The 19,763-nt window shown below is 55.8% G+C and carries 14 protein-coding genes; 2 read left to right on the top strand and 12 right to left on the bottom strand.

The features are described 5' to 3' along the window. Positions 1–147 precede the first annotated feature (147 nt). From rfbD to rfbB, 4 genes are read right to left on the bottom strand one after another with little or no spacing between them, the layout of a single operon-like run. Positions 148–1,023 carry a dTDP-4-dehydrorhamnose reductase gene (gene rfbD, locus BM205_RS11245; protein WP_092414595.1) on the bottom strand — a complete coding sequence of 292 codons (876 nt, stop codon included), beginning with the start codon at positions 1,021–1,023 and terminating at the stop codon, positions 148–150. Beyond that, entirely contained in the window at positions 1,020–1,565 is a 546-nt protein-coding gene (gene rfbC / locus BM205_RS11240; RefSeq protein ID WP_092414594.1) for a dTDP-4-dehydrorhamnose 3,5-epimerase, read from the bottom strand. The genes rfbD and rfbC overlap by 4 nt, the downstream gene beginning before the upstream one ends. A 2-nt stretch (positions 1,566–1,567) precedes the next feature. Further along, entirely contained in the window at positions 1,568–2,467 is a 900-nt protein-coding gene (gene rfbA / locus BM205_RS11235) for a glucose-1-phosphate thymidylyltransferase RfbA (RefSeq protein ID WP_092414593.1), read from the bottom strand. After that, a complete protein-coding gene (gene rfbB / locus BM205_RS11230; protein ID WP_092414592.1) occupies positions 2,467–3,546 on the bottom strand; it encodes a dTDP-glucose 4,6-dehydratase in 1,080 nt (359 codons plus the stop codon). The genes rfbA and rfbB overlap by 1 nt, the downstream gene beginning before the upstream one ends. A 385-nt stretch (positions 3,547–3,931) precedes the next feature. Between rfbB and BM205_RS11225 the strand changes: the two genes are divergently transcribed. Further along, on the top strand, positions 3,932–4,765 hold the full coding sequence (locus BM205_RS11225) for a symmetrical bis(5'-nucleosyl)-tetraphosphatase (RefSeq protein ID WP_092414591.1): 834 nt from the start codon (positions 3,932–3,934) through the stop codon (positions 4,763–4,765). Positions 4,766–4,769: 4 nt separating this feature from the next. Here BM205_RS11225 and BM205_RS11220 read toward each other — a convergent pair whose 3' ends face one another. The 6 genes from BM205_RS11220 to BM205_RS11195 form a co-directional block, all read right to left on the bottom strand. Beyond that, positions 4,770–5,522, bottom strand: coding sequence for a lysophospholipid acyltransferase family protein (locus tag BM205_RS11220; protein WP_092414590.1), 753 nt, complete (start codon positions 5,520–5,522; stop codon positions 4,770–4,772). Continuing rightward, positions 5,519–6,808, bottom strand: a complete 1,290-nt coding sequence (locus tag BM205_RS11215; RefSeq protein WP_092414589.1) for a dihydroorotase — start codon at positions 6,806–6,808, stop codon at positions 5,519–5,521. The genes BM205_RS11220 and BM205_RS11215 overlap by 4 nt, the downstream gene beginning before the upstream one ends. Positions 6,809–6,904: 96 nt before the next feature. Continuing rightward, positions 6,905–7,864, bottom strand: a complete 960-nt coding sequence (locus BM205_RS11210; RefSeq protein ID WP_014004791.1) for an aspartate carbamoyltransferase catalytic subunit — start codon at positions 7,862–7,864, stop codon at positions 6,905–6,907. Beyond that, positions 7,857–8,378 (bottom strand): bifunctional pyr operon transcriptional regulator/uracil phosphoribosyltransferase PyrR, encoded by a 522-nt coding sequence (gene pyrR, locus BM205_RS11205; RefSeq protein WP_092414588.1) that lies wholly within the window; start codon positions 8,376–8,378, stop codon positions 7,857–7,859. Before pyrR ends, BM205_RS11210 begins: the two co-directional genes overlap by 8 nt. A gap of 42 nt (positions 8,379–8,420) precedes the next feature. Beyond that, entirely contained in the window at positions 8,421–8,819 is a 399-nt protein-coding gene (gene ruvX / locus BM205_RS11200) for a Holliday junction resolvase RuvX (RefSeq protein ID WP_092414587.1), read from the bottom strand. Between the two features lie 57 nt (positions 8,820–8,876). Next, entirely contained in the window at positions 8,877–9,536 is a 660-nt protein-coding gene (locus tag BM205_RS11195; protein WP_092414586.1) for a YqgE/AlgH family protein, read from the bottom strand. A 129-nt stretch (positions 9,537–9,665) separates the two neighbouring features. Here BM205_RS11195 and BM205_RS11190 point away from each other — a divergent pair, with 129 nt between their 5' ends. Then, positions 9,666–11,156, top strand: coding sequence for a cryptochrome/photolyase family protein (locus BM205_RS11190; protein WP_092414585.1), 1,491 nt, complete (start codon positions 9,666–9,668; stop codon positions 11,154–11,156). 55 nt (positions 11,157–11,211) lie between these two features. Here the strand turns inward: BM205_RS11190 and BM205_RS11185 are convergent, their stop codons facing one another. Then, entirely contained in the window at positions 11,212–17,172 is a 5,961-nt protein-coding gene (locus BM205_RS11185) for a hybrid sensor histidine kinase/response regulator (RefSeq protein WP_092414584.1), read from the bottom strand. Between the two features lie 143 nt (positions 17,173–17,315). Next, positions 17,316–19,715 (bottom strand): methyl-accepting chemotaxis protein, encoded by a 2,400-nt coding sequence (locus BM205_RS11180; RefSeq protein ID WP_254783851.1) that lies wholly within the window; start codon positions 19,713–19,715, stop codon positions 17,316–17,318. Positions 19,716–19,763: the final 48 nt, after the last annotated feature.

The following is a 19,763-nucleotide window of genomic DNA, read 5'->3' as shown; positions in this document are numbered from 1 at the left end:
GTGAAGATTTGACTCTTCGGGAAGTGAGTAAAAATCAATCCATTGATTTTTACTCACTTCCCCTTGAGCCAGATAGTTACCCTTCGTTCTTGGGTAACTCACAAATAACGTCGCGCAAAATAATTTGGACTCCGACTTGAGCGGAAATTATTCCTGACACAATTTGAGCGCGTGGTCCCAAGCCGGCAAGTCACAAAATGCGCTAATCAGGCTTTGGCAATTCAGTACAGAATTACCAGGACGTTTCGCCGGCAATGGATAGTCTTGCGTTGTTATTGGGATAACTAATGGTTTTTTGGTGACCGATGGGTGATCAAGAACGGTTTTAGTAAACCCGTGCCACGTGGTTTGACCTTGGGCAGTGAGGTGATACAAACCGGACCTGCTTTCCAACGTATCGGGAAGTTTGTGCGCGCCTTCACTCCTGAGCTGAGCAACGATATGAGCCGTAGTATCAGCGATGGTACGTGACCATGTCGGCGAACCGTGCTGATCGGCGACGATACGCAACTCTTCGCGCTCTTGCGCCAAGCGTAGTACGGTCAACAAAAAATTCTTGCCACGCATCCCGTAGACCCAACTGGTACGAAGTATCAGATGCGGAATACCTGCTGCCTGGATTGCCTGTTCGCCGGCCAATTTGGTTTCTCCATACACATTAATCGGACACGTGGCATCCTCTTCGGTGTACGGCGTAGTCTTGGTGCCGTCGAATACATAATCCGTTGAATAGTGGATCATCGCTGCGCCGAGTTTCCTGGCTTCTTCTGCCATGACTGCCGGCGCCTCTGCGTTAATCCGCATCGCCAGGTCAGGTTCGCTTTCAGCTTTATCGACGGCGGTATAGGCCGCCGGATTGACGATTAACGTGGGCTTGATCTGCCGAATCACATCGCGCACCTGATCCAGGTTGGCGAGATCCATCTGGCTGCGGTCAAGGGCAATAATTTCACCCAGACCTTGCAGACTTCGTTCCAGTTCAAAACCTACCTGGCCGGTTTTTCCCGTAAGGAGTATCTTCACGCGAATACCTCCGCATCAGCCAATAGCTTGCCGATTTGATCTTTTCCCGAAAGCAAAGGCGTGCCTTGAATCGGCCAGTCGATGGCAATGGCGGGATCATTCCAGAGGATGCTGCGCTCAAATTCCGGTGCCCAATAATCCGTAGTCTTGTAGAGAAATTCCGCGGACTCGCTAGTAACAACAAAGCCGTGGGCGAAGCCCTCTGGGATCCATAACTGCCGCTTATTTTCGGCCGATAGCGTTACACCGACCCAATGGCCGAAAGTAGGTGAACTTTTACGCACGTCGACAGCGACATCGAACACTTCTCCCGCTACCACACGCACCAGCTTGCCTTGCGGCTGACGAATTTGATAGTGCAATCCGCGCAAAACGTTTTTGGCGGATTTGGAATGATTGTCCTGGACAAAATTAGTGCTGATACCCGTCAATTCATTGAAACGGCGCTCATTGAAACTCTCATAGAAGAAACCCCGATCGTCACCGAAAACCTTCGGTTCGAAAATCAATACTTCTGGAATATTCGTGGTTTGTACTTGCATGGTTAATACACCTTATCTTTCAGTAAGCCCAACAAATATTGGCCATATCCATTCTTCTTCAGCGATTGCGCCAATTGCTCCAGTTGCGCAGCATCGATGTATCCCTTACGGTAGGCAATCTCTTCTGGACAGGCCACTTTCAGGCCTTGACGATTCTCAATGGTGGCAATGAACTGCCCCGCTTCCAGTAATGATTCGTGCGTGCCGGTATCCAGCCAAGCCATGCCTCGTCCCATCAACTCGACATTCAAGCGATGCTGTTCCAGGTAGACGCGATTGACATCGGTAATCTCGAGCTCGCCTCGCGGTGATGGCTTGATGCCGGCCGCGATGTCGCATACGTCACCGTCATAGAAATAAAGTCCGGTTACCGCGTAGTGGGATTTCGGCTGCGCCGGCTTTTCTTCAATACTTACCGCTCGCCTCTGGTCGTCAAACTCGACCACGCCATAGCGTTCCGGATCGTGGACGTGATAGGCAAATACGGTGGAGCCTTCAGTGCGCGCAGACGCGGCACGTAACTGGCTCTCGAAATCGTGGCCATAATAGATGTTGTCGCCCAAAATCAAGGCAGAGGGTGAGTCACCGACGAATTCGCGGCCGATAATGAACGCCTGGGCCAGGCCATCCGGGGTTGGCTGAACGGCGTAACTTAGCTCTATCCCCCATTGCCGCCCGTCGCCCAGCAATTCTTTGAAGCGCGGAGTGTCCTGCGGCGTCGAAATGATCAGGATTTCCCGTATGCCGGCCAACATCAGTGTGGTCAGCGGATAGTAGATCATCGGCTTGTCGTACACTGGCAGCAGTTGTTTTGAAACCGCCATGGTGACGGGGTACAGCCGGGTACCGGATCCACCCGCCAGGATAATTCCCTTGCGGCTTTGCAATGTAGGCGCTGTCATTACTTGACCTCCACCGAATTTTGGCGTTGCTCGTAGTTTTTCTCTACCCATTTCAAATAATCGCCGGACTGGACATTCTTTACCCAGTCCTGATTGGCCAGATACCACTGTACTGTCTTGCGAATGCCGGTATCGAAAGTTTCTACCGGTTTCCAGCCCAACTCACGTTCGATCTTGCGAGCATCAATGGCGTAGCGGCGGTCATGGCCGGGGCGATCGGTGACGTAGGTAATTTGATCGCGATAGCTGCCGGCCGATTTTGGATCCAGTTCATCGAGAATGTCGCACAAGGTATGCACCACATCCAGATTGGCCTTCTCATTCCAGCCGCCAACGTTATAGACCTCACCAGGCTTGCCGGCTTCCAGCACGCGACGAATCGCGGTGCAATGATCACTCACGTAGAGCCAATCGCGCACTTGCTGTCCGTCGCCGTATATCGGCAACGGCTTGCCTGCGCGAGCATTGGTGATGATCAGGGGGATCAGTTTTTCCGGGAAGTGGTACGAACCGTAGTTATTGGAGCAATTGGTGGTCAGCGTCGGCAGACCGTAAGTATGATGGTAGGAGCGAACCAGGTGATCCGAGGCTGCTTTCGATGCCGAATACGGACTGTTAGGTGCGTACTGCGTGCTTTCGGTGAACGGTGCGTCAGCGGGGCCCAGCGTGCCGTAGACTTCGTCGGTTGATACGTGCAGAAAACGGAAGGCTGCTTTTTCCGCGTCTGGCAGGGCACTCCAGTAGGAGCGGGTAGCTTCCAACAGCCCGAAAGTGCCGTTGACATTGGTTTCCACAAAAGCCGCTGGCCCATGTATGGAGCGATCGACATGGCTTTCTGCAGCAAAATGGATAATCGCACGCGGCTTGTATTGCATCAGGAGAGCGGTAACTTGTGCGGTGTCGCCGATATCGCCCTGCACAAAGATATGACGCGGATCCTGGCGAACGCTCGCCAGATTATTCATGTTCCCAGCGTAAGTCAGCTTATCGAAATTAATCACCGGTTCGTCATTTTGCGACAACCAGTCGAGTACGAAATTGGAACCAATAAAACCAGCTCCGCCAGTAATAAAAATCATGTCTATATCCTAAAAATAGGTTTTCGAAGGTTACGCACCACTCGCACTAAACGTTGCGCATTTTTTCGAAGTCACCAAATTCGCGCGTAACCTTGGATTATCCACTATTGGCGGCCAATATAAGTTACCTAAATAACATTTAGTCATCTTTAACCAGGCACATATTGGTAAGCTATGTAACATTTTGTTGCAAAACAACAACCTGACAATAATTGCCGCCTGAGTAGCTTCTGACAAATCTAAATAAAGGAAGTGCCGCAGCCTGCGTCCTCAAGTCTGATATTAATTTGTGTACTTGCCTAAATTACAAAACCTCGCGAGCGACTCAAGAACCATACTCCCGATCTACAATAACGAACCTCAATTGTTGCAATTGCTACAAAATATGACATCCATCAGCTCCACCTTATTTGCCATCGGCGACTTGCAAGGCTGCCACCAAAGCCTGCTGGATCTGCTAAAACGCATCGATGCGACCAGCCCCGGCGCCCGTCTGATCTTCGTCGGCGACCTGGTCAATCGCGGCCCGCAGTCACTGGCAACGCTCAGGTTGATCCGCTCACTCGGCGATCGCGCACAAGCCCTGCTCGGCAATCACGATCTACATTTGCTGGCCGCAGCACATGGCATCCGCAAACTCCATCGCAGCGACACTTTGGATGACATTCTCAACGCCCCCGATCGCGAAGAGTTGCTCGACTGGTTAAGGCAGTGCCCGCTGGCGTTGCTGGAAGATGGCCATTTATTTGTACACGCCGGCACACTGCCCCAGTGGTCTGCGGCTAAAACGGTGTCGTTGGCGCAAGAAGTTGAAAGCGTGCTGCGCGGTCCGCATTGGGTAGAGTTCTTGCGTGAGATGTATGGCGACCAGCCAGCTCGCTGGGACGAAGCGCTGCAAGGCAACGCGCGCTTGCGCTGTATCGTCAACGCCTTGACCCGCCTGCGTTTTTGCACTGAAGATGGCACCATGGAATTGACTGCCAAGGGCAGCACCGGGACATCCATGCCCGGCTATCTGCCGTGGTTCGACGTGCCGCAACGGCAGACCCAGGATGTCACAGTGGTGTGCGGGCATTGGTCGACGCTGGGGCTGGTGCTCAGGCCGAATCTGATCGGACTGGATACCGGCTGCGTATGGGGCGGCAAACTGACCGCGGTTCGGCTGGCCGATCGCATGCTGCTTCAGGTCAGCTGTCCGCAGGCGCAGCGACCGGGATAAAACGTCAGGTCTCGACCGCTTTTTTTTCCGCCACGCCCAACGCCTCTGCAATCGAGGCACGCGCGATAACTGCCAGGTCGCGGCGGTGCAATCCGGTCGTGTCGATAGGCGCCAGTTGAATCAGCTCGGCTCGCATGGGAGGCGCTTTCAAAATCGCCAGCATGCTTTGGGCAAATGTCATGTCACCGATGAAGTCCGCGGCCGGATGCAACGCTCCGTGCTGATCCAGATAACGCAAGGCGTAAGGCTGGACCGGTACTTTCGCATCGAGCGCTGCCTCGAACAGATTGGCGTGGAAAGGCAGGATCGAACCCTGCGCCGCCGTGGTTCCTTCGGGGAAGAAGGCGACCCTGGCGCCAGCTTCAATACTTGTCACCAGGCCCTGGAATATGCGCCGTACATCGCGCTGCTTGCCACGCGCGATAAAAATCGTGCCGCCTTTTTCACACAACCAGCCGAGCAAGGGCCAGTCGCGGATATCCGATTTACCCACGAACTGGCAAGTCTGGATCGAGTTGATGACAAAGATATCAAGCCACGATACGTGATTGGCAACGATCAGGGCGCGCGATGCTGCTGTATTGTTTTGCGGATTGCGTAGCGTGACCTGGACCCGGCAGATCGCCAGCAGCTCAACCGACCAACGCCGTATGCGCAACTGCCGCCCCGCCGTATCGATCAGCGGGAACACGACCGCGCAAGTCCACAGACCGGCAACCAGATGCATCAGCACCCGTATCAAACGCAAGCCGCTCATACACGTTCGAATGCTATATGACCGGCCACAATCGTGGTCTTCACCCTTCCGCTCAGTTCATACCCGAGAAACGGCGTGTGCTTGCCTTGGCTAGCCAACTCTTTGGCTTCCACTTTCCAGCGTACGGCCGGATCGAAAATACAGATATCGGCGATGCTGCCAACTTTCAGCTGGCCGGCCGGCAAGCCAGCTACACGTGCTGCATCAGTGGTGATCTTTGCCACTGCCCGGCTGAGTCCTTGCTCAGCCGGAGACACACATTCCTCAGCCCATTTCAAGGCTAGCGACAGCAGCAGTTCGAGGCCGGTGGCGCCGGGCGTTGCTTCGCCGAACGGCAGCAATTTTTCATCGTCGTCGACCGGCGTATGGTCGGAACAGATTGCATCGACAGTGCCATCCAGCAGCGCTTGCCGAATCGCATCGCGATCGCGTTGCGAACGGAACGGCGGCGTCATTCTTGCATTCGAATCGAAGAAACCTATATCGACATCCGTCATGTGGATGTGATGGGCGCCGACGTCGCAGCTGATCGGCAGGCCCTCTTTCTTGGCGTTCCTGATCAACTCCAGACCCGGTGCCGAAGAAATCCGGCATAGATGCACACGGGCGCCGGTCGCGCGCACCAGTTCAAAAATGGTCTGCAGGCGAATCGTTTCTGCCATGGTCGGTACGCCCGACAACCCGAGTCGCGAAGCAACCGCGCCGCTATGCGCAATCCCGCCAAGTCCCAGATATGGATCTTGCGGACGCAGCCAGACGGTGTAGTCAAAGGTTCGCGCGTATTGCAAGGCGCGCAGCAACACGGTGGTGTCCAGAATCGGCTCTTCGGCCTGTGCGAAACCGATACAGCCGGCATCGGTCAGCTCTGCCATTTCAGTCAGTTCCTTGCCCTTCAGTCCGACTGTCAATGCCCCCAGCGGATAGACGTGCGCCTGGTTCAAACTCTTGGCGCGATGCTTCAGCATTTCCACCAGACCAGGCTCATCCAGCACCGGATCGGTGTCCGGCGGGCATACCAGGCTGGTGACGCCGCCTTGCATGGCGGCCTGCATTTCCGATTCCAGCGTGGCCTTGTATTCATAGCCGGGTTCACGCAGACGTGCACTCAGGTCGACCAGGCCCGGCGTCACCACCAGGCCGCTGGCATCAATCGTTTTGTTGGCGGAAAAATCGGCGGGGGCAGTGCCAACGCCAACGATCTTGCCTGCGGCAATAAACAAATCCTGTTGCGCGTCGATATTGTTTGCGGGGTCGATCAGACGGCCGTTTTTGATGTGAAGTTTCATCTGTAAATGTTATGGCGATTCGATAAATAATTGATTTGAGTAAAATGGATTCCCGCGTTCGCGGGAATGACGCAACGTGGCGTATACGTACTTATCTCAATTTCCGGCCAGAATGCTCATCACCGCCATCCTTACCGCAATGCCAAATGTCACCTGCGGCAAAATCACAGCCTGCGCACCGTCGGCAACGGCGGAATCGATTTCCACACCACGGTTCATCGGGCCAGGATGCATCACAATCGCATCTGGCTTGGCCAGCGCCAGGCGCTCCGGCGTCAAACCGTAACTCTTGAAAAATTCTTGCGCCGATGGCAGCAACGCCCCGCTCATGCGCTCATTCTGCAAGCGCAACATGATGATCACGTCGACACCCTTCAAACCTTCGTTCATATCGGTGAACACACGTACGCCCATTTGCTCCAGGCCGCTAGGTAGCAAAGTGCGCGGTCCGATGGCGCGCACTTCCGGCACGCCCAACGTGGTCAATCCGTGGATGTCCGAGCGCGCCACCCGGCTGTGCAGGATGTCGCCGACAATCGCTACCGTCAGATTGCTGAAATCCTTCTTGTAATGCCGGATCGTATACATGTCCAGCAAGCCCTGGGTCGGATGCGCATGACGGCCATCGCCTGCATTCACCACGTGGACGTGGTGCTGTCTGGTATCGGTGAGGTGTTTGGCGATCAGGTACGGCGCGCCGGATTGGGCGTGGCGCACCACGAACATGTCGGCATGCATCGCCGACAGATTGTCGATTGTATCCAGCAGCGACTCGCCCTTGCTGGCGCTGGAGGCGGAAATATTCAGGTTGATGACGTCGGCCGACAAGCGTTTCGAGGCGATCTCGAAAGTGGTGCGGGTGCGGGTCGAATTTTCGAAAAACAGGTTGAATACGCTTTTACCGCGCATCAGCGGGACTTTTTTTACATCGCGGTCGCTAACGCCGACAAATGACGATGCTGTATCCAGGATATGAGTCACTACCGAAGTCGGCAATCCTTCTATGGTCAACAAATGTTGCAGTTCGCCGTTTTTATTCAGTTGGGGATTAAGCATTAGAGTGCACCATCAGGGAAAAGCTGCCGTCGTCGGCGCGTTGAAGTTGTAGGGATTGGCCCGGTTGCAGAGTGACCGCGTCGGCGACAAAATCGGCTGCCACCGGCAGGTCTCGCTCACCGCGGTCGATCAGCGCCGCCAGCATGATTTTTGCAGGACGGCCATAGTCAAACAATTCATTGATCGCGGCGCGCGTGGTGCGCCCGGTGTACAGCACATCGTCCACCAGCAGGATCGTGGCGCCGTTGACATCGAACGGGAGCTGGGTCGGCTTGATATCGCTACGCAAGCCTTTTTCGGAAAAGTCATCGCGATAGAACGATACGTCGATAAAGCCAAGGCGTTCGCCCGGATTCAATTGCAAGGCCGCGACCAGGCGTTCGGCGATCCATGCGCCGCCTGAGTAAATACCGACTATGGCAACATTGTCGACCTGCGCCAGCGCCGCTTTAACTTTCGCCTCAAGCACCTGATACAGTGCTTCGGCATCGAATTGGGGAGTGTTTGTAGTCATTGCATCTTCATCGCAAAATCAGAACAAGATCATTCAGATAAGTCACTCAAATAAGTCATCAAAATACTGCTGCAGAATAATGGCTGCAGCCTGGTCGTCGATTACTTCTCCTCGCTGCTGCCTGATCACCGCAGAGGAGTAGCGTTCATCTACCAGCACCGTGGCGACATCATAGCGGCCATGCAGCTGGTTGGCGAAACGCTGGCAGCGGACAGTCATTTCATGGGTTGCGCCATCAGGATGCAGGGGCAAGCCTACTACGCACAGGACCGGCTGCCATTCCTTGATCAGTACCGCGATTTCAGCAAACTTGCCGTCATTGGTAGCCGCACTGATCACCTGCAGCGGTTGCGCCTGTTTCAACACTGTATTGCCAACGGCTACTCCGATACGCTTCAAGCCGAAATCGAAACCCAGCACCGTGCCGGCCAAACCACTCATGCCAGGCTCCCGGGCAGGTCCATCCGCGGTCCCGGCAACTCAGGCCATCCCGGCAACTCACGCACGTCCGGATTCCGCAGTCAGCATATATGGGGAAATGCCCAGCAGATTGACTGCTGCGGCAAAACGTTCGGCAATCGGCAATTCAAAAATGATAGCGGGATCGGCAGCCACGGTCAGCCAGCCGTTACGGACAATTTCACTTTCCAGCTGGCCGGCGCTCCAGCCGGAACATCCCAGGCTGACCAGGATCCGCTGCGGCCCGTTGCCATGAGCGACTTCCTCCAGCACGTCCTTGGAGGTGGTCATGGCAATCTGATCAGTCACTCTCAGTGTCGATGAATACTGTTTGACCGGCGTATGCAGTACAAAGCCGCGCTCGACCTGGACCGGACCGCCAAACATCACTGGCCGTTCGGCCATCGGATCGTCGAAATCCAGCTCGCCTGCCCCGGGACTGATCTCAAGCTTCAGATCGATACGGTCGAATAACACCTGCATGGTCATATCGGTCGGTTTGTTGATCACCACGCCGAGTGCACCATTAGCATTATGCTCACACAAATAGACAACGGTCCCGCCGAAAACGGGATCCAGCATGGAGGGCATTGCAATAAGGAAATGATTTGTCAGATTCAGAGACGGCGAATCTGCGTCCGCCTTCGCGTCGCTCTTGGGCGCGGGAGAATCTTCCGGAGTTGTATCGAGCTTAGCCATAGACGCATTTTATCAGTTTTAACTACGCTCAAGCCGCTTTGAATAGTGCTGGTTGTCAGGTAAAGTCGTCGCAATCCCGCTTCGGCGCTACCTCTCCGTCATACTTTTTTTAGCGTCATCACTATCACCATGCCGCAATTTGAAAAATCCCTGGCCTGGTTTCGCCGCGATTTGCGCATCTCCGACCATTCGGCTCTGCATCATGCGTTAGCCAGCAGCGCGGCGGTATTTTGCGTATTCGTGTTCGACACCGAGATTCTACAACCCTTGCTTGACGCTGGCCTGAGCGCCGATCGCCGTCTGGAATTCATCCATGGCAGCGTTATCGAGCTCGACTTGGAACTGCGTAAGCTCGGCGGCGGGCTGATTGTGCGCTACGGCGCCGCCCGCGACGTTATCCCCGCACTGGCACAGCATCTTGGCGTCAACGCGGTATTCAGCAATCACGATTACGAGCCGCAGGCACGGCAACGCGATGCCGATATAGCCAACATGCTGGCAGCCGACGGCCGCGATTGGCGAAGCTTCAAGGATCAGGTGATTTTTGAATGCGACGAAGTGCTGACGATGGCGGGCCAGCCGTTTTCTGTTTTTACGCCCTACAAGAATGCCTGGCTAAAAAAACTGGCCACAGCGGACGGCTCCTTTTTTTTGAAGCCCTATCCGATTGAAAAATATGCGGCCCGATTGGCATCGTCACCTGCATCGCAGGTGGGCAACATACCGAACCTTGAGGCACTAGGCTTTAAGCACACCAATCTGCAAACGCTGAAGATCCATCCCGGCATGTCAGGCGCTGCTCGCCTGCTGGAGGATTTCATGGTGCGTATCGGGCAATACGACCGAAACCGGGATTTTCCTGCGATCAAAGGACCCTCGTATCTCTCTATACACTTACGCTTCGGCACCATCTCGATTCGCACGCTGGCACGTATGGCTTATCAAACCTTGCATCAGGGCGATGCCGCAAGTGGCGCCGCGGTTTGGCTATCCGAACTGATCTGGCGCGATTTCTACTTCATGATCCTGCATCACTATCCGCACGTGGTGCAAGCTGCTTTCAAACCGGACTACGACGCTATCCAATGGCAGAGCGGCGAGCACGCGCTTGCGTTGTTCCAGGCATGGTGCGACGGCCGTACCGGCTACCCGCTGGTCGATGCCGCCATGCTGCAACTCAACCAGAGCGGTTACATGCACAACCGCCTTCGCATGGTGGTTGCATCTTTTTTAATCAAGGATCTTGGCATTGACTGGCGCTGGGGCGAACGTTATTTCGCCGAGCGATTGAACGATTTTGATCTTGCGGCCAACAATGGGGGCTGGCAATGGGCAGCATCTTCGGGCTGCGATGCGCAACCCTATTTCCGCATCTTCAATCCGATCACACAATCCGAGAAATTCGATGCCGACGGCAAATTCATACGCCGGTATCTGCCGCAGTTGTCAGCTCTCGGCAATAAACACATCCACGCGCCGTGGCTGGCACCTGCGCAAGAACTACAAAAAGCCGGAATCAGTCTGGGGCAAAATTATCCGCCACCGCTAGTGCAACACGATGAAGCGCGAAAAGCGACTTTGCAGCGTTACGCAGTGGTAAAAAAAACGACTGGAGAGTAGGAGAAATTTATACGGGTGCGTGGAAGACGTATCTTCCGCACACCCGCACAAAGTGTTATTGCAGGGTATTAACTTCTTTACTGATGTATGACCTGATGGTGCTGATCAATTCATCTTCCTGATACGGCTTGCCCAGATACTCGTTGACGCCCAGCTCCATCGCGTAGCTGCGATGTTTAGCAGCCGTGCGTGAAGTAATCATGATGATAGGGATATGACGGGTGCGTTCGTCGTTACGGATATTGCGGCTCAAATCGAAACCATCCATACGCGGCATTTCAATATCCACCAGCATCACGTCAGGCGTAATCGCTTGCAGTTGCTCCAATGCGTCGACACCGTCTTTGGCCAACACCACCTGATAACCCTCACGTGACAGCAAACGCTGAGTCACCCGGCGTACGGTCAAAGAATCGTCGACGACCATCACCACACTCTGGCTGCGTAAACCCTGTACTGCCTGGACTGGATGAGCTGTCTGCGGCAAGCCATGCTCGACGCTGCTGCCCATTTCCGCCACGGCGCCCATTACGTCATGGGTAGCCAGATCCGACTGCCGCGGCGCCCGCAGTTCATGCGATGCATTTTGCAGCTGCCGCTGCGCCAGCGGCACCGGATTCAAGATCAGCACGATATCGCCCGAGCCGAGCACGGTAGCACCGGCTATCCCGATCATCCGCGACAGTTGCGGGCCGATATTCTTGACCACGACTTCTCGGTTACCGATGATTTCATCCACATGCAGCGCGACCCGGTCATTACCGCTGCGCAAAATGATGACAGGTGAATACTGCTGCGCCACCGGCACCATCTCGGCATCGCCCAACAAGGTCGACAAATATTGGAGCGGCACTTTATGGCCTTGCCAGATCAACGAGCCATCGTTATAAGCCGCGGCCAGCGCCTTCGACTTCAATTGCTGCACCTGTTCTACCAGCGCAGACGGCACGGCATAGGTGCTGCCGCCGGTGGTCAACAGAACCACCTGGGTAACCGCCAGTGTCAATGGCAAGTGAATCGTGAAATGCGTGCCCTGGCCAGCATCGCTGCTGACGGCAACGCGGCCGCCCAGGGAAGCCGCTTCCGAGCGCACCACATCCATGCCGACACCGCGGCCGGCCAGTTCCGTGACATCCGCCGCGGTCGAAAATCCGGGACGGAAAATCAGGTCGGTGGTTTCGAGGTCGCTTATCTGCTGATCGCTTTCCAGCAAGCCAATCGTGCGCGCCTTGTCGCGAATCCGCTGCAGATTCAAACCCTGGCCGTCATCCGACAACTGAATCAGAATTTCATTACCGTCCTGACGGATTTCGAGTTTCAATTCACCGGTTTCGCTCTTGCCAGCTGCACGCCGCGCTTCACGCGATTCAATCCCGTGAACGATCGCATTACGCAGCAAATGCTCGAACGGGCCGATCATTTTTTCCAGCACACTGCGATCGATTTCAACGTTGCTGCCGCGGATATCCAGGTTGACCCGTTTATCCAGTTCTTTGGCGACCTGGCGCGTCAATCGATACAAACGCTCGCCGATACTCGCAAATTGCACCATACGCACATGCATCAGATCCTGTTGCAGATCACGTGTGAGGCGACGTTGCGTCAACAAGTCGGTATTGGCGCCATCCACCGTGATAGTCAGATTCTTTTGCAGCGAGGCGACGTCGTTGACGCTCTCTGCCATCATCCGCGTCAGTTCCTGCAGGCGGGTAAAACGGTCGAATTCAAGCGGATCGAATTCGCGCTCGCCGGCCAGCGTCATGCGCGAACTGATCTGCGCTTCCGCCTGGATTTCGATTTCCCGCAACTGGCTACGCAAGCGGTCGACGTTTTCGGTCAGTTCCGACAGAGACATCTGCAAGGTACCGATACCCGATTCCAGCCGCGAACGCGTAATCGACACTTCACCGGCCTGATTCACCAACCGGTCCAGCACGTCGGCATTGACGCGCACCTGCGATACCAGCCCGGTGGCGCTGCTTACCGCGGGCATCGGCACCACGCCGGCGGCCAGCGACGGCATCACACTCGGCAAATTGACAGCAGCATGTGCCACTGGCGTCGCGGCGGGTTCAGCTGAAGCAGTTGGTACTGCTGGCTGCTGCGCTTGCGGATTGCGCAGATTCTCGAACATCTGCGCGCCGCGGTCATAGTGACTCAACAACTCATCGATAGTCTGGCGGGACGATGCACCCGTCTGCAGAATCACCTCGATATGGCTTTCCATCTCGTGCATATGCTGGCCCAGCACCATCGCGCCAGCCATGCGGGCACTGCCCTTGATGGTGTGCAGATGGCGCAGGATTGCTTGCGACGGCTTCACGTCAGACGGGTTCTGCTGCCAGCTGCGCAAGGCGCTGCCGATTTGCGGCAGCATGTCGCTACCCTCTTCCAGAAACACCGGCAACAAGTCGGGATCCAGTTCATCCCGAACCACTAGTGCGGGATCGATCTCTTCAGCTTCTGCATTGAACAGATGGGGCACTGCCGCAGCAGGATGCTGCGGTGTAACTGACAAAACCGGCGCGATCGATATCGGTTGTACAGGTTGCGCGGGTTGTTCTTCGCCATTCCCGACCGGAGCGCTGGTATTTTCAGCGACAGCCGTGAGCGATTCGAAATGGCTCTCAGCTACCGGTTCGAACTCAGGCTCAGGATTTACTTGCGGCGCCTCCGCCACATCGATATGCGCGACGGTGTCTGCGGCAGACTCCTGCAGCGTCTCAGCTTCGACGCCACGCGATTCCTGCCCTTGCCACAAACTGTCCAGGCTGCTAACCAGGGCCGGTTCGTAATACGGCATGTCGCCTTGCGTAAATTGCTGCAACATCCATTTGACGCGCTCAACGCTGAGCTGGAGGGTGTCGTAATCCGATCCGTGCAAGCTGCCTGGCTGCAGCGCCATCCGTTGCAGCGCCATCTCCAGCGCATGCGCAACTTCCTGCAAAGGCTTGAAACCGACCGTGGCGGAACTACCGCCCAGCGAATGCGCCGCATGTACCGATTGGGTCAACACCGGCCGCTCCGGCTCATGCCGCCATTCGGCAAAATCGTGCGACAGATGGCGTACCAGCTGGTCGGTCTCGGCCAGATAAATGTTGTAGAGCGGCAGGCTGATAGTCAGATCGCCAATTTGCTTGGTGCTGTCGTCGTGACGGATTTCCTGCATGCCCGGAAAAGCGATTACCTCGGCGCTGACCGGCTCGGCCTGAAGTTCTGGCGTCGCCTCGATAACTGCAGGCTCCGCATTTGCTGCAACATGATCTTCAGACAGAATCTCCGGCAATGGCGTCTGCTCAAGATCAACTGAATCTGTAGCATGCGCGGCGCTGAAGAAAGCCAGATCGTCGTCGGTCAGCTGGATTTCTTCGGCTTGGAGCGGCACATCCGGCAAATCGCCGAACTCATGCAATTCCTCCGGCGCGGCCAAAACAGTCGAAACTGGCGCATGCGCAGTGTCCGCAAACGAGCCGCCTTCGCGGACTCTTGCAGCGGCTTCAGCCAATGCATCCGGCGTCTGTTGCGACTGCCCGTGCTGCTGAATCTCTTTTACCCAGCCATCCAGTTGCATCACAGCGTGGTCCAGCAAGGCATTCAGATCGTCGCTTACTGCGCGCGATTCGGACAGCCACAAATTCAATACCTGTTCAACGCTCCAGGCGGCTTCGCCGAAAGCGTTCAAGCCGATCATGCGGCCACTACCCTTCAGGGTGTGAAAAGCACGGCGCAATACGGTTAAAGGCTCTTGCTTATGGGGCGCGTCGTGCAGCAGCGGCAAGGTATTCCTGGCATTAGTCAGGACCTCGTCCGCTTCGGACAAAAAAATCTCACGCAGTTCGGCATCGGCCTCCTCGTCGCTTACTGCTATCGCGGCCACCGGTGCCGCAACTTCTGCCGTGTGCAACGGCACGATCGTGGTGACAATTTCTGCCATCGATTGCTGCGACCCGGAGAAATCCGGATGATCGAGGATATCGATGGCGGCCTGAGCCCGATCGGTAGCGTCGGGATTGTCGCTCAACGCAGCATCACCCCGCATCTGCACCAGCGATTCTTTCAATTTTTCCTGCAGTTCCGGATCATGCGGCTGCGCGGTCAGCGACAACGCCAGTTCCGCGGATTGTTGCTGATGCTGCAACAGTTCATCTTCTACGGTTGCCAACTCGGGCAAGGACGGCAAGCTATCGCCAACAGCCGTTTTTGCCACAGTCGCATGGCTATCGCCAGCAGATGAAGGCACTATCGGATCGGGTAACGGAGCCGCTGCCATGGCACGCCGTTCCAGCAGGTTGATGCGGAACACGCCCGCTTCTTCATCAAAAGTAAAATGATTGTTTTGCGTATCCGACTGGTGCTGCAAAGTTTCGATAAAGAAGCTGAGCGCGCCGATGTTTTGCGCAATCTGTTCAAACTCTTTTTGTTCCGGTACTACATCACTGCCTTCAGCCGCAAAACGCTGCAGAGTACTGCGCGTATGTTCGACCACACGCATGGCGTCGCTCTGCTCCTGGATTGCCAGGGCGCCTTGAATCTGATGCAGCACTTGTTCGATCTGGGTTAATACCTCACGTCGTTCCGGATCGTTGAAAAATTCGTCCAGCATTTTTTCGACCTGGCGCAAGCTGGACAACATTTCAGAGGCCAGCATTTTGACGGTCTGGCGCTGCTGCGCTTCACGATAGATATCGTCAATCCATTGCGCCGGCTTGCCCAGCTTCTCGCCAGACACCACCGACAACAGCCGCGCGGTCATCGCATCGGCGCGTTCGGAAAAATTCTCCGGCAGGCGGCTGATATGGTTCAGCGTATTTTCAATGAACAAGAGGCTAGTGGCGATTTCCATACAGATCGCATCGCCTGGCCGCGAATGTGCAGCGTGCCGCGCGATGCCATTGAGTTCGCGCAGCAGCTTCGACAGCGATGGCGAGTTAAGCTGGCTACCGGCTTCGCTCAAACCATGCATTTCCTGTTCGAAGGCAGCTGCCGGGCTGGCATCGCCGCTAGCGAGTCGGTCCCACATATTCTTGGCTTGGTTCAGGCGATCTTTGGCAGTGCCCAATGCATCCAGGCTGATCTGACCGTAGTGGCGGATGTTGTAATCGGCCGGCACCAGGCCGTTCAAGCGATAGGCAATGCGAATCTGGTTTGCCAGCTTGGAGGCTTGCTCAACGCCGGCGATAAAAAACAGGGCATCCCGCAACAACCGTTCAGAGATACTCGACGAACCCTGGCTCAGACGGCGCAACTGCAGGTTAATGCGGGCAAATAATTGTTTAACGTAGAGTTCGTTGGATATCTGCTCGTTAGCAACCGCTTCCGAGAAGCCGTGCATCACCCACCAGAACGCGCGCGACTGCTGGTTGCGCTGCATTTGCTCGACTTCTGTCACTACCACTTGCATGGCTGCGGCGTTTTCCAGTTCAACCGTCTTGTCGGCGCTTTTCAAGAATGGCAGCAGTGCGCGTTCGAAACGCTTGCGCAACGGCAGATAAACTTCGGCGTCGACTGCCGCAACCTGCTCCGCCGCAGGAAAGTGCGGGCGAATGGTCAGGTCAGGGAAAAACAGATCCGCCGGATGGATTCTTTCAGCGCCGCGGATCTCCAGCAGCGCCTGATAGTAAGGGAACAAACGCACCGGCTGATGGCTGCCGCCAGCCAATACTTCATCCAGGTATTCGATCAATGCCTGATAGGCATTGCCGATAACCTGCACATGCTGCTGGTTCAGTTCGGCCTGCCCTGATTCGGCACGCTCGAGTATGTCTTCAACGGTTTCGGTTATGATGATGACGCCGTCGACGTCGACCATCTGCAACGCGCCATGCGCCTGGTGCAAATAGGTTTTGGCATGGCGGATGGCGGTCGAGTGATCGTCGCTGGTAGCGCCAGTCGCTTGGGACAGGGCGTTACCGGACTGATTCAGCGCCTCGCGAATTTCGCTCATCACCCATGACAATGGTCCGGTATCAAGATGCGTCCGCGCAGAGTCAGCGGTACTGGAAAAATCGGTGGTCATGACTGCCTCGTGGGTTCAGGGAGTGGCCAAGCGGATCGACCACTATGCATATCCATTACCCAAGGCGCGACAGCGGCGCAACCCAGGTAAGGGATACCGTACTTGCTGCTCCGTCAGACGGACAGCAAGCACGGTGCTACACATTAATTGGTCACGCGGAAACGCGATACCGAGCTCTTCAAATCTTCTGCCAGCTTGGACAGTTCACGAATCGACAAGGCCGTCTGTCGTGTACCTTCCCGTGTTTTTTCAGTAACTGAAAGAATGTTTTGAATGTTGGTAGCCACGCCGTTTGCCGAGTTGGCCTGCTGCTCGGTAGTGGAAGAAATGCTTTGAATCAGTTCCGCCAAACGGTTCGAAACGCGTCGGATATCCGACAACGCCGCACCAGCCGCATCTGACAGCTTGGCTCCTTCGACCACCCCTTGCGTCGAACGCTCCATCGCTACCACCGCATCGTGGGTGTCGGTCTGAATGGTACGTACCAGCGCGCCAATCTGCTTGGTCGCTGCACCCGAACGTTCCGCCAGACGCTGAACTTCTTCCGCAACCACCGAGAATCCGCGGCCGGCTTCACCAGCCGAAGCGGCCTGGATTGCTGCGTTCAGCGCCAGCACGTTGGTCTGTTCGGTAATGTCTGAAATCAGTTCGGTGATTTCACCAATTTCCTGTGACGATTCACCCAGCCGCTTGATGCGCTTGGAAGTTTCCTGGATGTGTTCGCGAATTTCGTTCATGCCGGAAATTGCGTTTTCCACTGCCTTGGAGCCTTCTTCCGCCGCACTAACCGACTGCCGCGCCACTTCAGCCGATTCACTAGCCGATTTGGAAACGTCGGTAATCTGGGTCGCCATGTCGAGAACCGCTTGCGTGGTTTCTTGAATATCGCGTGACTGCCGTTGCGACGCCGCCAGCAGTTCGATCGAAATACTTTGCGCCTGGTCCGACGCCACTGTCACCTGCTGTGCGGTTGCGGTAACCCGGCCAACCAGTCCGCGCAACTCTTCCACCGTGTAGTTAACCGAGTCGGCAATCGCGCCGGTAATGTCTTCCGACACCGTCGCCTGCACCGTCAAGTCACCATCCGCCACTTCCTGCAATTCATTCATCAGGCGCAAAATCGCGGCCTGGTTCTGGTCGTTGGCGTTACTTGCATCTTCTTCCTGGCGGATCGCTTGCAGACGCTGTTCTTCCGCCTCCATCCGGCGTACGTCAGCTTCGTGGGTACGGTGACGTCCGTCCTGCACCTGGACCCAGGCAATCCCTGCTGCTGCCAGCAGAGTAGTCAATGCAGCCAGCAACATCAGCCAGAACCAGATGCTTTGCGAGTCCTGTGCATCGCGATAGGTATCTTGCAATGCGCTCAGGCGTTGCTTGAGGTTTTCGTTCTCGGTAAAGATCAATTGTTCCGATTGTTTAGCGGAAACGAAGTTCTGCATGTTGCCCAGAATCGATGCCACCGATTCCTGGTACTCGGCAAAGCTCTTTTCCAGTTCAGTCAGTTTGCTGCGTTCTTCTTCGCTCTTGCTGGCCGGCAGGCGCAGTACGTCGCTGCCGTTCAGGAAACCACTGACGATGTCGCGGAAAGTATTGGTATCTTTACCCAGCAAGAATGCCGTTTCCGGGTTCACACCTTCCGAGGTCAGGAATTCATTGGCGCTACGACCGAGACGCTGGGTCAACATGACCAGCTGCGACGATGCGGCGATTTCGCGCGGTGTTGCGCCGGTCTGTGTTTTCAGTGTCGCGATCTGTTCCGACAGATCGAGCAGGTTCGGCGAAATGCCGTTCAGTTTTTGCAGCGTCACACCGAAGCTGGTCAATTCCTTTTGCAGCTTGAGGATAGTGTCCGCGGCCTTGTCGGTATTCGACCAGACCTTGTTGACTTCAGTCAGCTTGGTATCCATCGATGCGCTAGGCGTGCCGATGTTGTGACCCTTGTAGTCGCCACCCTTCAGCAAGATGCCCAAATCCTGGTTGAATTCCTTGCGGCTGTCGGCCAACTGCTTAAACGCTTCAGGATTACCCTGAATCGCATTCGGCGTCGCTTTACCGATACGCTGCGAGTGCATCAGCGCGTCACCGGCGATCTGGGTCTGGGTCGAACTCATCGCGGAGCTCTTGGCGCTCAACCACAGGAACAAGATAGTCAGCAGCAAAGCACCGACCAGCACCGTCACCAGAAGACGGATCTGCTTTTGTTGCGGCAGCTTGCCGATCAACGGCAGCGGTGTCGAATCAGGACTGGCGATGCTGGCCGCTGCGCCGCCGAAAGCGGTAGCCGTGGCAGCACCGGTTGCAGCAGCAGCGGATTCTTTGGCAGTTTCCTGAGGAGCGGCGGCAAATGTCGGCGCCGGTGCCAGAGTCGGTTGCGGCGCAGCGATCGGCGTCAATGTCGGCGCGGGCGACGGCTCAGGAATGAAACGTTCTTCCATGACAGTCTGCTCCGGATCATGCATCAATGCCTCTTGCATGAAACGATCGCCTGCTTCGCCCTGCTCTTCCTTGGCCGCCTTGGATAAAGACGGTAGTTTGAATGCCATTACAGAATCTCCTAATTGCCAATTCGCTGCCACCGGATACTGCTGCAG

Source organism: Collimonas sp. OK307 (assembly GCF_900113705.1).
GTDB lineage: Bacteria > Pseudomonadota > Gammaproteobacteria > Burkholderiales > Burkholderiaceae_D > Collimonas.
The sequence above is the reverse complement of the archived record's forward strand: the minus strand, read 5'-3'. Positions and strand labels throughout refer to the sequence as shown.

What these genes read in the sequence shown, in the direction of transcription:
- rfbC (WP_092414594.1), bottom strand. Translation starts at nt 1,565, where the DNA reads ATGCAAGTACAAACCACGAATATTCCAGAAGTATTGATTTTCGAACCG.
- rfbA (WP_092414593.1), bottom strand. Translation starts at nt 2,467, where the DNA reads ATGACAGCGCCTACATTGCAAAGCCGCAAGGGAATTATCCTGGCGGGT.
- rfbB (WP_092414592.1), bottom strand. Translation starts at nt 3,546, where the DNA reads ATGATTTTTATTACTGGCGGAGCTGGTTTTATTGGTTCCAATTTCGTA.
- BM205_RS11225 (WP_092414591.1), top strand. Translation starts at nt 3,932, where the DNA reads ATGACATCCATCAGCTCCACCTTATTTGCCATCGGCGACTTGCAAGGC.
- BM205_RS11220 (WP_092414590.1), bottom strand. Translation starts at nt 5,522, where the DNA reads ATGAGCGGCTTGCGTTTGATACGGGTGCTGATGCATCTGGTTGCCGGT.
- BM205_RS11215 (WP_092414589.1), bottom strand. Translation starts at nt 6,808, where the DNA reads ATGAAACTTCACATCAAAAACGGCCGTCTGATCGACCCCGCAAACAAT.
- BM205_RS11210 (WP_014004791.1), bottom strand. Translation starts at nt 7,864, where the DNA reads ATGCTTAATCCCCAACTGAATAAAAACGGCGAACTGCAACATTTGTTG.
- pyrR (WP_092414588.1), bottom strand. Translation starts at nt 8,378, where the DNA reads ATGACTACAAACACTCCCCAATTCGATGCCGAAGCACTGTATCAGGTG.
- ruvX (WP_092414587.1), bottom strand. Translation starts at nt 8,819, where the DNA reads ATGAGTGGTTTGGCCGGCACGGTGCTGGGTTTCGATTTCGGCTTGAAG.
- BM205_RS11195 (WP_092414586.1), bottom strand. Translation starts at nt 9,536, where the DNA reads ATGGCTAAGCTCGATACAACTCCGGAAGATTCTCCCGCGCCCAAGAGC.
- BM205_RS11190 (WP_092414585.1), top strand. Translation starts at nt 9,666, where the DNA reads ATGCCGCAATTTGAAAAATCCCTGGCCTGGTTTCGCCGCGATTTGCGC.
- BM205_RS11185 (WP_092414584.1), bottom strand. Translation starts at nt 17,172, where the DNA reads ATGACCACCGATTTTTCCAGTACCGCTGACTCTGCGCGGACGCATCTT.
- BM205_RS11180 (WP_254783851.1), bottom strand. Translation starts at nt 19,715, where the DNA reads ATGGCATTCAAACTACCGTCTTTATCCAAGGCGGCCAAGGAAGAGCAG.